This is a genomic window from Caminibacter profundus, assembly GCF_054657155.1.
The window spans coordinates 770855-784405 of sequence record NZ_BAAHXC010000001.1 but is presented as its reverse complement, the minus strand read 5'-3'; the positions used below and the strand labels follow the sequence as shown (position 1 = coordinate 784405).

General features: G+C 28.2%; 18 protein-coding genes. 5 read left to right on the top strand and 13 right to left on the bottom strand.

All coding sequences use genetic code 11. The features are described from left to right. Positions 1-16: 16 nt before the first annotated feature. The 4 genes from ACYQ1U_RS04115 to glmU are packed head-to-tail and all read right to left on the bottom strand — an operon-like array spanning position 17 to position 3764. Positions 17-679 carry a di-trans,poly-cis-decaprenylcistransferase gene (locus ACYQ1U_RS04115; protein WP_459884635.1) on the bottom strand — a complete coding sequence of 221 codons (663 nt, stop codon included), beginning with the start codon at positions 677-679 and terminating at the stop codon, positions 17-19. Position 680: 1 nt separating this feature from the next. Beyond that, positions 681-1358: a hypothetical protein gene (locus ACYQ1U_RS04110; protein ID WP_459886388.1), complete on the bottom strand. Its 678-nt coding sequence runs from the start codon at positions 1356-1358 to the stop codon at positions 681-683. Beyond that, positions 1342-2484: a bifunctional phosphopantothenoylcysteine decarboxylase/phosphopantothenate--cysteine ligase CoaBC gene (gene coaBC / locus ACYQ1U_RS04105; protein WP_459884633.1), complete on the bottom strand. Its 1143-nt coding sequence runs from the start codon at positions 2482-2484 to the stop codon at positions 1342-1344. The genes ACYQ1U_RS04110 and coaBC overlap by 17 nt, the downstream gene beginning before the upstream one ends. Continuing rightward, a complete protein-coding gene (glmU, locus tag ACYQ1U_RS04100) occupies positions 2481-3764 on the bottom strand; it encodes a bifunctional UDP-N-acetylglucosamine diphosphorylase/glucosamine-1-phosphate N-acetyltransferase GlmU (RefSeq protein ID WP_459884631.1) in 1284 nt (427 codons plus the stop codon). Before glmU ends, coaBC begins: the two co-directional genes overlap by 4 nt. Before the next feature lie 41 nt (positions 3765-3805). Here glmU and ACYQ1U_RS04095 point away from each other — a divergent pair, with 41 nt between their 5' ends. From ACYQ1U_RS04095 to ACYQ1U_RS04075, 5 genes are all read left to right on the top strand, one after another. Beyond that, the gene (locus ACYQ1U_RS04095; protein ID WP_459884629.1) at positions 3806-4573 is read left to right on the top strand and encodes a motility protein A; all 768 of its coding nucleotides are present in this window, start codon (positions 3806-3808) and stop codon (positions 4571-4573) included. Between the two features lie 8 nt (positions 4574-4581). Next, a complete protein-coding gene (locus ACYQ1U_RS04090; protein ID WP_459884627.1) occupies positions 4582-5352 on the top strand; it encodes an OmpA family protein in 771 nt (256 codons plus the stop codon). A gap of 35 nt (positions 5353-5387) precedes the next feature. Beyond that, positions 5388-6131 carry a flagellar type III secretion system pore protein FliP gene (gene fliP / locus ACYQ1U_RS04085; RefSeq protein WP_459886386.1) on the top strand — a complete coding sequence of 248 codons (744 nt, stop codon included), beginning with the start codon at positions 5388-5390 and terminating at the stop codon, positions 6129-6131. Positions 6132-6161: 30 nt separating this feature from the next. After that, the gene (gene trmA, locus ACYQ1U_RS04080; RefSeq protein WP_459884625.1) at positions 6162-7259 is read left to right on the top strand and encodes a tRNA (uridine(54)-C5)-methyltransferase TrmA; all 1098 of its coding nucleotides are present in this window, start codon (positions 6162-6164) and stop codon (positions 7257-7259) included. 125 nt (positions 7260-7384) lie between these two features. Next, the gene (locus ACYQ1U_RS04075) at positions 7385-8197 is read left to right on the top strand and encodes a ketopantoate reductase family protein (RefSeq protein ID WP_459884622.1); all 813 of its coding nucleotides are present in this window, start codon (positions 7385-7387) and stop codon (positions 8195-8197) included. Here ACYQ1U_RS04075 and ruvX read toward each other — a convergent pair. The 9 genes from ruvX to ilvC all read right to left on the bottom strand — a co-directional run bounded on the left by ruvX (position 8157) and on the right by ilvC (position 13534). Beyond that, a complete protein-coding gene (gene ruvX, locus ACYQ1U_RS04070; protein WP_459884619.1) occupies positions 8157-8549 on the bottom strand; it encodes a Holliday junction resolvase RuvX in 393 nt (130 codons plus the stop codon). The two genes, ACYQ1U_RS04075 and ruvX, sit on opposite strands and share 41 nt — an antisense overlap. After that, positions 8522-9025, bottom strand: coding sequence for a DNA-deoxyinosine glycosylase (locus ACYQ1U_RS04065; RefSeq protein ID WP_459884616.1), 504 nt, complete (start codon positions 9023-9025; stop codon positions 8522-8524). Before ACYQ1U_RS04065 ends, ruvX begins: the two co-directional genes overlap by 28 nt. 9 nt (positions 9026-9034) lie before the next feature. Next, positions 9035-9733, bottom strand: a complete 699-nt coding sequence (locus ACYQ1U_RS04060; protein WP_459884614.1) for a DNA-processing protein DprA — start codon at positions 9731-9733, stop codon at positions 9035-9037. After that, positions 9723-10709, bottom strand: coding sequence for a divergent polysaccharide deacetylase family protein (locus tag ACYQ1U_RS04055; RefSeq protein WP_459884612.1), 987 nt, complete (start codon positions 10707-10709; stop codon positions 9723-9725). The genes ACYQ1U_RS04060 and ACYQ1U_RS04055 overlap by 11 nt, the downstream gene beginning before the upstream one ends. Beyond that, positions 10706-10939, bottom strand: a complete 234-nt coding sequence (gene minE / locus ACYQ1U_RS04050) for a cell division topological specificity factor MinE (RefSeq protein WP_459884609.1) — start codon at positions 10937-10939, stop codon at positions 10706-10708. The genes ACYQ1U_RS04055 and minE overlap by 4 nt, the downstream gene beginning before the upstream one ends. Beyond that, a complete protein-coding gene (gene minD, locus ACYQ1U_RS04045; RefSeq protein ID WP_459884607.1) occupies positions 10936-11745 on the bottom strand; it encodes a septum site-determining protein MinD in 810 nt (269 codons plus the stop codon). The genes minE and minD overlap by 4 nt, the downstream gene beginning before the upstream one ends. 101 nt (positions 11746-11846) lie before the next feature. Next, positions 11847-12002 carry a hypothetical protein gene (locus tag ACYQ1U_RS04040; RefSeq protein ID WP_459884604.1) on the bottom strand — a complete coding sequence of 52 codons (156 nt, stop codon included), beginning with the start codon at positions 12000-12002 and terminating at the stop codon, positions 11847-11849. Then, on the bottom strand, positions 11977-12456 hold the full coding sequence (locus tag ACYQ1U_RS04035; RefSeq protein WP_459884601.1) for a hypothetical protein: 480 nt from the start codon (positions 12454-12456) through the stop codon (positions 11977-11979). Before ACYQ1U_RS04035 ends, ACYQ1U_RS04040 begins: the two co-directional genes overlap by 26 nt. A gap of 55 nt (positions 12457-12511) precedes the next feature. After that, positions 12512-13534 carry a ketol-acid reductoisomerase gene (ilvC, locus tag ACYQ1U_RS04030; protein WP_459884599.1) on the bottom strand — a complete coding sequence of 341 codons (1023 nt, stop codon included), beginning with the start codon at positions 13532-13534 and terminating at the stop codon, positions 12512-12514. Positions 13535-13551: the final 17 nt, after the last annotated feature.

The window sequence follows — 13551 nt, the reverse complement described above, 5'->3', positions numbered from 1 at the left end:
CTTTTTTGAAATTATATTATATTCCTCCGTATCTTCTATCTCTTTTTTTAAATTCATTTAAAATATTTTCGAGCTCTTGTGTATTAAAATCAGGCCATAACGTTTTTGTAAAAAACATTTCAGCATAAGCAATTTGCCATAAAAGAAAATTACTAACTCTAATTTCTCCACTTGTTCTAATTAACAAATCTACATCACGAGATATATCTAAATTTTTTTGAATATTTTCATATGTTATTTCTTCATTTTTTTCTATCATTTTTTTAATAGCTCTTGTTATTTCATCTCTACTTCCATAATTTAGTGCTAAAACTTGTGTAAGTTTTTTGAAATCTTTTGTAACTTCTTTTGTATATTCTATTCTTTTTCTAAGGTTAGGAGAAAACTTAGATATATCTCCTATTACTTCAAATCTTACTTCATTCTCAATATAAGTTGGAAGTTCTTTTTTTAAGTAGTTTTCAAGAAGTTTCATTAAAAAATCAACTTCAATTTTAGGTCTTTTCCAATTTTCTGTTGAAAAAGCATATAGAGTTAAAATTTCAATTTCGGGATTATTTGCACAATATGTAGTAATTTCTTTAACAACTTCAGCACCTTTTTTATGACCTTCTGTACGCTTCAAACCTCTTTGCTTCGCCCATCTTCCATTTCCATCCATAATTATTGCTAAATGCATATTACGCCTTTAAATTTAATAATGAATTTTTAAATTCATAAATAGGTTTTATTTCATTTTTTAAATCCACTTCTACATCTAGATTTATTTCTTCTTTGTTTTCTAAAATAAGTTTGGCACTATTTTTATATTCTGCAAAAATTTTAATTTTTTTAGGTATTATTATACCTTCAATTTCTCCTAAAAATTTATAACATGCATAAAATATTATTTGATTTTTTGTATATTTATATTGCATTATACCTCTATTATTTTTTTCATTTATAAATAAGTGATAAATACCTTTTTGAAGAGCTAAAAAAATATTTGCAAAAAATAAAAATTCTTCTTTTGAAGTAGAAGAAGTTAATTTTTGAATAATATTATCTTTTGTAATGTCTGTTTCTTTTTGATTAGGCATTTTTTCTAATATTTCAAGAAGTTTTGGATATTCTTTTAGATTTGTAATTTGGATGTATCCTTTTTTTTCTTTTACATTTGCAAAATATTTTTTATTGGTTTCAAGAGGAATATAAGACTTTGTTTCAACTTCTTTGTTACCAAGTTTTATTTTGTATGTTATTGGGTTTATCTCTTTTAAAACTTCTATTTTTATTGGGATAGAATTATTAAAATCTTTAACAACTGCCATTCGATTTGTTGCTTTTAATATTTTTCCTATTTTAGATAGATTTAGCACTTTCAACTATCCTAAAAGCAATATTTTCTTTTTTGTCTTGGTCAAATTTTATTTCTTTATCTTTTGTTAAAAAAATAATTTCGTTTTCATCGCTTCCAAAATTATTTTTTGTAAGTAAATTTAAACATATTGCATCTAAATTTTTTTTATTTAGAGCATTTTTTGCTGAGTTTATTGCGTTTTTTTCATCAACTTCTGCTTTAAAACCAATTTTTTTAAATTTTTTGTCTTTAAGTGTTTCTAATATATCAATATTTTTTTCCATTTCAAGACAAAATTTTTCACCTATTTTTTCTTTTTTAAGTTTTCCTGGAGTGTATTTAGGCTTGTAATCTACAATCGCTGCTGCCATTATTAAAAAATCAGGATTTTCATTTAAAATAGCCTTGTAATAATCATCAGCACTCATTACCTTTATCTGTTTTATTTCTTTAGTTAGGTTATGGTTTTTGCTTGATATTAATGTTATATTGGCACCTTTGATATAAAAAGCTTCTGCAAGTGCTTCTCCCATTTTCCCACTTGAAAAGTTTGAAATGAATCTTACATCGTCGATTTTTTCAATACTTCCACCAGCTGTTACTACCACTTTTTTGTTTTCAAAGAAGCTATCTTTATTAACCTCTCTTAATGCTCTTAAGAAAATTTCTTGAACATCTGCCATTTTGCCTATACCTTCATCTCCACATGCAAGAAGACCAGCATTTGCTTCAATTATATTTAGTTTTTTAAAACTTTCTTGAGTTGTTGGATGAAGATACATATTTGTATTTGCAGCTGGTGCAAAAAGAGTAGGAGATGTGCAGGCAAGATAAGTTTGTAAGAGTAAATTGTCAGCAATTCCATTTGCAGCTTTATTAACTGTATTAGCAGTTGCTGGAGCTATTATATAAATATCTGCCCATTTAGCAAAATCTATGTGGTTAAGTTCATTTGACCAATCTTCATTTTTTTCTATTAACACTTTATTTCTTGTTAATGCTTCAAAAATCAAAGGGGATATAAACTTAGTACTAGCTTCGCTCATAATTACTCTTACTTTATCGCCTCTTTTTATAAACATTCTTATAAGTTCGCATGTTTTATATATTGCTATACTGCCAGTTACTCCAATTAATACATTCACTGTTTTCTCCCAAAAAATTTATAATAAAAGTCTTTAACTATTCTAATAGGATCTCTACTTATAGCTAAACTTCCTTTAGGCACATCTTTATTTACTACGCTTCCTGCTGCAATTATAACATCATTTTCTATTACAACAGGAGCAATAAGTTTTGTATCGCTTCCTACAAATACATTCTTTCCAATTTTAGTTTTATATTTATTTTTTCCATCATAATTACATGTAATTGTACCAGCACCAATATTTGTACCTTCATCTATTTCACTATCACCAAGATAACTAAGGTGTCCTGCTTTAATACCGTTTAGTTTAGAAGCTTTTACTTCTACAAAGTTTCCTATATGAGTATTTATTAGTTCACTTTTTGGTCTAATCCTTGCCATTGGACCAATTCCTGAATTTTTAATAACTGCACCTTCAATTACACTTAATGGTCTTATTTCACTTTCAATTATTACACTGTTTTTTATAACACATCCAGGACCAATTTCACACTCACCCTCAAAGCAAGAATTAGCGTCAATATAGATAGTTTCAGGTAAGTGCATAATTACACCTTCTCTCATCCAATATTCTTTAATTCTATTACACATTATCCTTTCAGCCTCAGCTAAATCTTTTTTAGAATTTACTCCTTTAAAGTTTTCTTCATTTACTTCTATTGCTTTAATTTCTTTATTATCATTGACTGCCATTTCAATAATATCTGTTAGATAATATTCTTTTTGTGCATTGTTATTACTTAGTTTTGGTAGATAATTTTCAAGAATCTCTTTTTTAAATAAATAAACACCAGCATTTACATAAGGAATTTTTAATTCAGCTTCATTTGCATCTTTTTGTTCAACAATTTTTTTAACATTTCCATTCTCAATTACAACTCTTCCATATCCGTCAGGATTAGCAAGGTTCATGACACTCATAACAATATTTGCATTAATATCTAGAAATTTTTTCAGTTCTTCTGCTTCGATTAATGGCATGTCACCATTGAGTACAAATACTCTTTCACCCCTAATAGGGACTTCCTTTACTGCACCTCCAGTTCCTGGAAAATTTTCTAAGTCTTGTTTTATAATATTTACTGGATATTTTGATACAATTTCTTTAACATTATCAAATTGATGATTTAAAACTACATCGATGCTATTTGTGAGTTTTAAAGACTCTTCAATTACATATTCAATCATTGGTTTATCGCATAAAGTGTGCAGCACTTTTGCCGATTTACTTTTCATACGGGTGCCTTTGCCCGCAGCTAAAATAATAATTTGAAGCATGGCAAACCTTTTTGCCAAAATTATAACATAAAGGTGAGGGAATGGATTTAGCAACGGTCATTGGGTTGGTTGGGGCTCTTGGTCTTATTATTGCTGCAATGGCAATGGGAGTAGGTATTGGGCCTTATATTGACCCACAATCGGTGCTTATTGTTGTTTTAGGTTCAATTATGACACTTTTTGTTGCAAATAAAATGGAAATGATGACTAAATTTGCAAAAGTATTTATGATTGCAATAAAACCTAGTTATCAACCAAATTATGAAGAACTTATAAAAAAGCTTGTAGATTATGCAACTCAAGCTAGGCGCGATGGTATATTATCGTTAGAGCAAGCTGCTGCAAATGAAGAGGATGAATTTTTAAAAAAAGGCCTTTCAATGGCTGTAGATGGAAATGAACCTGATACTATAAGAGAACTATTAGAAATTGACCTTGAACAAATGGATGCAAGACACAAAAAGATGGCTGCTATTTTCGATAACTGGGCAGGTCTTGCAGGGGCAATGGGGATGATTGGAACGCTTGTAGGACTAGTTGCTATGCTTCTTAATATGTCTGATCCATCAGCAATTGGTCCAGCAATGGCAGTTGCACTTCTTACAACATTGTATGGAGCAATGATTGGTAATATTTTTGGAAGTCCTATTGCTAATAAACTTGCTTTAAGAAATGATGATGAAATATTAGCAAAAACGATGATAATTGAAGGAATTATGTCTATTCAAGCAGGAGACAATCCAAGAACACTTGAAGCAAAATTACTAAGTTTCTTGCCGCCGAGTAAAAGACAATCTCAATTTGAATAGGATAAAAAATGGCTAAAAAATGCAAATGTGAATGTCCTAAGTGTATGCCTGAGTGGCTTGCTACATTTGGGGATTTAATGAGTCTTCTTTTATGTTTTTTCGTATTACTTCTATCTATGTCTACTATGGATGCAAAAAAAGTAAAGGAGGCAATTGGTTCACTTGCAGGGGCTCTAAGTGTACTTGAAGGAGGTACACAAACGGAAGTAAGCCGAGAGAGAATTCAAAAAGCAACTCCTATTCAAAAAAATGAAGAAACTGCACAAACTGTCAATAAACTTTCTCAAGCTATAATGGAGTTTAAGCAATTTACTCAAGGTGGAAAAGGCCCTGCAATAGTGCTCGAAGAAGGAGAAGAAGGTTTTTTTATTAGACTTCCAGCAGATATTACTTTTGCTCCTGGTAGTGCTATGATTACTGACCAAGATTCACTACTCTTTTTAAAAAGAATTGCTATAATTATAAAAGAGTATTTGCCAAAAAATGTTGAAATTCAAATAAAGGGATATACTGATAATGTTCCACCACCAAAAAACAGTCCATATAAAGACAATTGGGAACTGAGTGCAGCAAGGTCACTTAGTGTACTTAAAATTTTGATAAAAAATGGTGTAAATCCAGCTCAGCTTAGTGCTGCAGCATATGGTCCTTATCATCCAATAGCAAGTAATAATACCCCGCAAGGTAGAGCAAAAAACAGAAGAGTTGAAATATGGTTTTTTGCGAAAAAAAATAAAGAACAAATTCAAAAATCAGTTCTAGATAATATAAATAAATGAAAAATTAAAAGTGAAAAATGAAAAGTATAAGGGAAATGAAAAAATATCTTAATTTTTCTATTTTTTTTATATTACTATTTCCTATGCTTTCTTTTGCAGCACCTCAAATACCTACGGTTAATTTATCGCTTACAGCACCAGATAATCCAAAGCAACTAGTAACAGTTTTAAATATTGCTATATTAATGACTTTTTTGGTTTTAGCGCCAAGCATTGTATTAGTTACTACTAGTTTTGTCAGATTGTTAGTGGTTTTTGGGTTTTTACGACAAGCTCTTGGAACTCCACAATCACCTCCTACTACTCTTTTAGTTTCATTATCTCTTGTACTAACTTTTTTTATAATGGAACCTTATGCAAAAGAGGCTTATAAAAATGGAATAAAGCCTTATATGGAAGAAAAAATTGGATATGAGCAAGCTTTTAATAGAGCTGTTAAGCCATTTAAAAAGTTTATGCTAAAAAATACTAGAGAAAAAGATTTGGCTCTATTTTTTAGAATTAGAAAACTGCCAAATCCAAAAACAATTGATGATGTCCCACTTAGTGTTTTAGTACCTGCATTTATGATAAGTGAACTTAAAACTGCTTTTGAAATTGGATTTTTGATATTTTTGCCATTTTTAGTAATTGATATGGTTGTGAGTAGTATACTTATGAGTCTTGGTATGATGATGTTACCGCCAGTTATGATATCATTACCTTTTAAAATACTTATATTTGTGTTAGTTGATGGATGGAATTTGATTGTTTTAGGTTTAGTTCAAAGCTTTAAATAATTTAACTTTAATATTAATATAAGGAGTAATATGAAGTGTTCTAGTTTTGGAAAATGTGGTAGTTGTGTTTTATGGGAAGTACCATATAAAGAGCAATTACAAGTTAAAAGTGAAAAGTTAAAAGAGCTTTTTAGTGAGTTTGATATTCCTGATATTGAAGTTATTAGTGGAAGCAATGAGCATTTTCGATCTCGTGCTGAGTTTAGAGTTTGGAGGGAAGGAGATAAACTTTTTTATGCAATGAGAAAAAGAAAAGAAGAGGGACGTGGAGTTATACATATTGATGAGTGTAAAATTGTAGATAGGTTTATTTATGATGTAATGCCAAAACTTCTTAAAGAAATTGAAAAAAATGAAAATCTTAAATTAAGGTTATATGAAATTGATTTTCTAAGTAATTCTAAAGGCGAGTTACTTGTAACTTTAATTTATCATAGAAAAGTTGATGAAGCAATAGCTGAAGATATAAAAAAACTAAAAGAGAAGTTTTCAAATGTTGATTTTATTGTAAGAAAAAAGGGTAGAAAATATGTATTTGATAAAAATTATTTGATTGAAGAATTAAAAGTGGCTGGCAAAATTTATAAATACAAAATAATTGAAAATACATTTTCTCAACCAAATAGAGGGATGAATGAAAAGATGATTGAATGGGCTCTTAGGAATTCATCTCACTTACAAGGTGATTTAGTGGAACTTTATTGTGGTAATGGAAATTTTACTATTCCACTAAGTGAAAACTTTAATAAAGTAATAGCAACTGAAATTAATAAAGAATCTATAGAAGCTGCTAGCTTCAATGCTGAAGCAAATAATAGAGATAATATAACATTTCTTGCAATGAGTGCGGCTGAGTTTAGCTCTTTAAAAGAAGAAAACTCACCTCTGCTAACTTCTTATGATTTGAAAAATGTTTTAATTGATCCACCACGTGCGGGACTTGATGATAAATCAAGGAAGTTTGTAGATAGTTTTGAAAATATTATTTATATTTCTTGTAATCCTGAAACTTTAAAAAGAGATTTAATTACTTTAAGTAAAAATAGAAAAATAAAAGCATTTGCCTTTTTTGATCAATTTCCTTATACAAATCATATGGAATGTGGAGTAATTTTAGAAAAAATTTAAAATGGAAAATTGAAAATGGAAAATTATATAAGTTTTAAAGATCTAGTGGGTGAAGTATTTTTAATACTTGTTTTTTTAAGCATAGCACTTGGAGTAATAATAGCAGATAAAATAAGGAAAAGAAAATGAAAGTTTTAGTAATAGGTCCTGGAGGAGTTGGAGGGTATTTGGCTTACAGGCTTAAAAAATGTGGAAATTTCGTAAGTGTAATTGGAAGCAAAGGGATGGTTAGGAAATTAAAAGTTAAAGATGTAGAAAAAATAGAAGAGATAGAATTTAATACAATAGAAGACAAATATGATATAGTTTTTGTAACTACAAAAAGTTATCATTTAGATGATGTAATAAAAATTCTGCCAAATTTCATAAAGAAAGATTCAATAATTGTTCCAATTCTTAATGGAGTAGGGCATTTTGATAAATTTAGTAATTTTAATATTAAAAAAGCGTGTATTTATATTTTATCAAACAAAGAAAATGGAATTATTCATAAAAAAACTCCTCTTTTTTATTTGTGTATTGAAGATGATGAAAAAATAAAAGAAATTTTTAAAAATTGTAGTGACTTTAAAATTAAATTTTCTAAAAATATTGATAAGGATATATGGGAAAAATATTTATTTATTTCAACTTTTGCAACACTTCAAAGTTTTTACTCTAAACCGACTGGTTGGATTATGAAAAATAAAAGAGATGAGGTTGAAAAGTTTTTAGATGAAGTTATTAAAATAGCTGCATATTATGGAATAGACTTAAGAGACAAAAAAGAAAAAGTTATAAAACAAGCTTTAAATATTCCGTTTGAGAGTAAGATGAGTATGCAGATTGATTATGAGTTAGGAAATCCTACTGAAGTAGATAACATAACTGGATTTTTAGCAAAAAAAAGTGAGTTTATTAATTTTTTTTATGAGAGGTTAAAAAACTTTCAAGGATAAGTTTAGCCGCTAAACTATCTATTCTACCATCTCTTTTATATTTAATTTTTCCTTTTATTTCTTCTTCTACAATGCTACTTGTAAAACTTTCATCTACAAATTCAATTTTTCCTTTAAATTCAAGTAAATTTACAAAATGTTTTATTCTAATTTGCATTTCTTCATTTGTCTTTGGAAGTCCTACTATTAAGATATTAGCATTGAATTCCTTTAAAATCTTTTCAACTTCTCTTGCTGCTTGATTTCTGTTTTTTCTAATAATTGCTGGAAGAGGGACTACAACATCGCTATAAGGATTGTAAGCTACTCCAATCCTTTTAAGTCCTACATCAATTGCAATAATTCTTTCCATTTTTTAGCCTTTTCATTTAATTTCATTCTTGCATTAAGTGGGCTTGGACTGGGAAGATATATAAGTGAAAAGTGTAAAGTTAAAAATGAAAAGTGTTTTTTTAATACTCTTTCAGCAAGTCTACTTGTAACGGCAAGTTTTTTTATATTAGGGTATTGTTTTAATAATTTTTCTATAGGACATGGCTTAATGATTTCTAAATTATCATCTCTTGAATTACCTTTGTTTCTTTTGCATTCACAAACTGTATCCCAAAGAGCAATTTTGTGTCTTTTTAAAAAATTTATTTTTTTTTCAATACTATCAGGTTTTTTGTCATTAAAAATGATACTTAATATATCCCAAAACTGATTTTTTGGATGAGAATAATAGAAATTATTTTCAAATGATTTAATTGATGGAAAAGTTCCTAAAATCAATATTTCACTATCCTCAAAAATAATAGGCTCAAACGGATGAATTAAAATATTTTCCATTTTCCATTGTCAATTGAAATAAACTTTTCCATTTTTTATCTCAACCTCACCATTTAATTCCATTTCATAAAGTAATGATCCATATGTTTTAAGAGCTTCATTTAGAGATATTATTTTTTCATTTGAATTTATACCAAGACTTTCACAAAACTCATCGATATCCCATATAACCTCTGCTAATTTTCTTTTTGCTAAATAATTTGTCCCACTGCTTTCATTAAGCCGTTGAGGAATAACAAATACTTTTTTGTTAAATTTTTCAGCCCATTCAAAACTTCTCATACTACCACTTTTTAGGTTTGCTTCAGGAATTATTACAAACTCACTTAAATACACTATAATTCTGTTTCTTTCAATAAAAGTATATTTTTTTGGAGAGAAATTTTTTTCATATTCACTAATTGCAAGTGCCTCTTTTTCAATTGACTTTATTAAACTTTCATTTGCTTTTGGATAAATTATATCAAGAGATGATGGTGATACAAAAATAGTATTTGGAAAAGCTCCTTTATGAGCCTCTGTATCAATCCCTAAGGCACCTCCGCTAATTATTACAAATTTTTTTGAGAGTTTTTTTGCAAGAAGATAAGTTATTTCTTTTGAATATTTAGTGGGTTTTCTAGTGCCAACTATTGCAATTTTTGGCTTTTTAATTAGCTCTATATTTCCTTTATAAAAAAGCTTAAATCCTTTAAATTCAAAGCTCATCAATATAAACTACCTTTACTTGATTTAGCAAATCTTTTGAATTTTTAAGAGTTATTAGAGTAATTTTGTGAGGATGACCTATTGCTATTGCAAAGCCTCTTTTTTTTGCAATTTTTATAGCTTTTATTAGTTGGTTTCTTATATAATTTGGGTCTTCAATATTATCTAAAAAAATGTTTCTTGAGTAAAAAGGAATTTTTATGCTCTTTTCTACTTTAGATGCCTTGGATTTTGGAGTAGTTTTTGAATCAACAAAGCCTAAGTTGTTTTTTTTAAGAGCCATAAAAAGATAATACATTGAATTATAATCACTTGTGAATTTACTTCCTGTATGGTTATTAATAAATTTTGCATTTGGGAAAATTTGTTTTATATGATGAATTTTTTTATAAATACTTTCAAAACTGTCTCCTACCATTAAAGTGTTTTTTTCTGGCTTATTAAAATTTATTGCTTCCATTGGTACATGGACCATATAATGGGTGAATAATTTTGAATATTTTTGTGTATTTGGGTGCCTAGTTGTTGGTGGGAAAAAAGAAGGAGTGATTTTATAAGGAATTTGTTTTATTAGATTTACTTGATGTTTAAAAGCAACATCGTCAATAATAATTACTAATTTAGGTGAATTTTTTGTTGTTATAGTTTTTTTAATTGGCTCTTCTTTTTTTATAGGATGTTTTTTTAAAGCTTCTTCATAGTCTCTAGCTTCAGAAGATACTGGCATTATTACTATTTCTTTTTTTGGTTTTTTCTTTAGTTCTTTTTCTAAATTTGTTATTTTTGATTGAAGATTTTTTATTGTAGATTCTTGTTTTGTTATTCTTGTTTCTATTTTTTTATTTTGTAACAGTAATGTTATTAAAGTTCCAGACAAAATTAATATAAGCGTAGATAATATTATAATAAGATATTTGTATTTAGAGGAACTAGAAGTTTTTTTCTTTTTTCTTGTAGTTTTTTTTGTTTTCTTCATTTATCTAATATAATTTCTACTTCCAAGGTTTCAATATCTTGATTTGAATTATTTTTTATGCATACATCTTTAACATTTAAATATTTTTTTACAACTGCAATTAAATCTTTTTTCATTTCATCAAGGTTTTCTATTTTTGTATTAGCTCTTTCATATGCCAGCATCATCATTAATCTATCACGTGCTACATCTTTTGATTTTTTCTTTTTAAAAATATCAAAAAAACTCATTTGAATAGTCCTTTAAGTCTACTTAAAAATCCTTTTTTAGCTTTTAGATCTAAAAACTCTACATCTTCTCCTAAAATTCTTCTAGCAATTCTTCTAAAAGCTTCTCCTACAAGTGAGTCATCTTTTAAAGCTATAGGCTCTCCTAGGTTTGTAGATTTTACTATATCTTCATCATCAGGTACTATACCTATAAGAGGCAATGCCAATATGTGTAAAACATCTTCAGTTGAGAGCATTTCACCTTTTTCAACTAGTTCAGGTTTTATTCTATTTATAATTATATGTTTTTTTACTTCTTCTCCAGCTTTAGCTTTTTTACTTTTTGCATCTATAATTCCTATTACTCTATCTGCATCTCTAACTGAGCTAATTTCCGGGGTTGTTACTATTAAAGCTCTATCAGCAAGATATATTGAATGCTCAAATCCACTTTCAATTCCAGCTGGAGAGTCAATTAAAATATAATCAAAGTTTTGTTTTAAATCATTTATTAATTTTTCTACTTTATTTTTATCTAAAACAGTTTTATCTTTTGTTTGACTTGCTGGTAAAAAGTGTAGATTTGGAGTGCGTTTATCTTTAATAATAGCTTGAGCAAGGTTGCATCTACCTTCCATTACATCAACTACATCATAAACTATTCTGTTTTCAAGTCCTAAGATCATATCTAAATTTCTAAGACCAATATCAAAATCAACTGCTACTACTTTTTTACCAAATTTTGCAAGAGCAGTTGCAATGTTTGCTGTTGTTGTTGATTTACCAACACCACCTTTTCCACTAGTAATAGTGATTATTTCAGCCAATATATATCCTTTTTATTGAAATTATATCATTTTAAACTAATTTTATATTTAACTATATTTTTTAAATTAAAATTGATTTAATAAATAAACTTTTCTAAACTCTACATAGGAAGAATTGATTTAATATTTTTATTTGATTCATATTCAATTTTACAATCTAAAGAATGTTTACTCATATTGGTCTTTATTTGATTTGAAGAGCATTTATTATCAATAAACATTTTCCATCTTTTAACTAATACAGCTTTTTTTTTCACTTCCTTCTTTAAACTCTGCAACTGGTAAGATTTCAATATATCCAATAGAAAATTTATTATTTACATTTTTAATATTAATGCTTTTATCTAAATTTTTTTCATTTGCTAGAACAGGTGCGATCATTGGATGAATTGAATCATCGTTAGAAACTAAAATTATATTACCATCTTTTTGACATATTTTCCAATTCCATATATCTTCTGGATTTAGAAAAATTGGAAAGTCTAATTTGTTTGGGGTAGTGTGTTCTATAATTGCTACTTTTTTTGCTAAAATAGAATGAGTTTTATTAGTGTTAAGTACTGTTATTTTTGTGCATATATCTTTATTTACATAATAAGTTAGAAATGTTGAAAAATCTCTCAGACCTTTTTTTATTATTGCTATATTATCAGCTATTGCAATATTTAATAATAAAGCTAAAATTGTTAATACCCCTAATAACTTTTTCATCATTTCCTCTTTTTATTTTTTGAGTGTTAAATTATAACAAAAAAGGACAAAAAACTTAGTTTTTGTCCGGGTCTACAATTTTATTTTTTGTAATCCAAGGCATCATTTTTCTTAATTGTTTACCAGTTTGTTCAAGCAGACTATCTTCTGTAAGTTGTCTTTCTGCATTCATTCTAACATATCCAGCTTTTCTCTCTAAGATGAAATCTTTTGCAAATTTACCATTTTGGATCTCTTTAAGGATTTCTTTCATTGCTTTTCTTGATTCTTCTCCAATAACTCTAGGACCGCTTACATAATCACCATATTCAGCAGTATTTGAGATTGAATATCTCATATTTGCCATACCACCTTCATATAATAAATCTACGATTAGTTTTAATTCATGAAGACATTCAAAATAAGCCATTTCAGGTGCATATCCAGCTTCTACTAATGTATCAAATCCTGCTTTAATAAGACTTGTTACACCACCACAAAGTACTGCTTGTTCTCCAAATAGGTCAGTTTCAGTTTCATCTTTGAAAGTTGTCTCAATTATACCAGTTCTACCACCACCAATTGCGCTAGCATAGCTAAGAGCTAATTTTTTTGCTTCTTCACCACCTTGATATACTGCAATTAAATCAGGAATTCCTCCACCTTTTACAAACTCACTTCTTACAGTGTGCCCTGGTGCTTTTGGTGCTATCATTATTACATTTAAATCAGCTCTTGGTTTAATTAGTTTATAATGAATATTAAATCCATGTCCAAATGCAATAGTTGCACCTTCTTTTAAGTTTGGTTCAATTTCATTATAGTATACATCTGGTTGAATTTCATCAGGAAGTAAAATCATTACTACATCAGCATCTTTTACTGCTTCAGCCACAGACAAAACTTTGAATCCGCGTTTTTCAGCTTTTTCCCAAGATTTGCTGCCTTCTCTTAGTCCAACAACTACATCAACTCCGCTGTCTCTAAGATTTAAAGCATGTGCGTGACCTTGGCTTCCAAATCCTATCATTGCAACTTTTTTGCTTTTAATGATATTTATATCACAATCTTTATCATAATAGATTGGTAAAGTGCTCATAAAAATCTCCTTTTTGT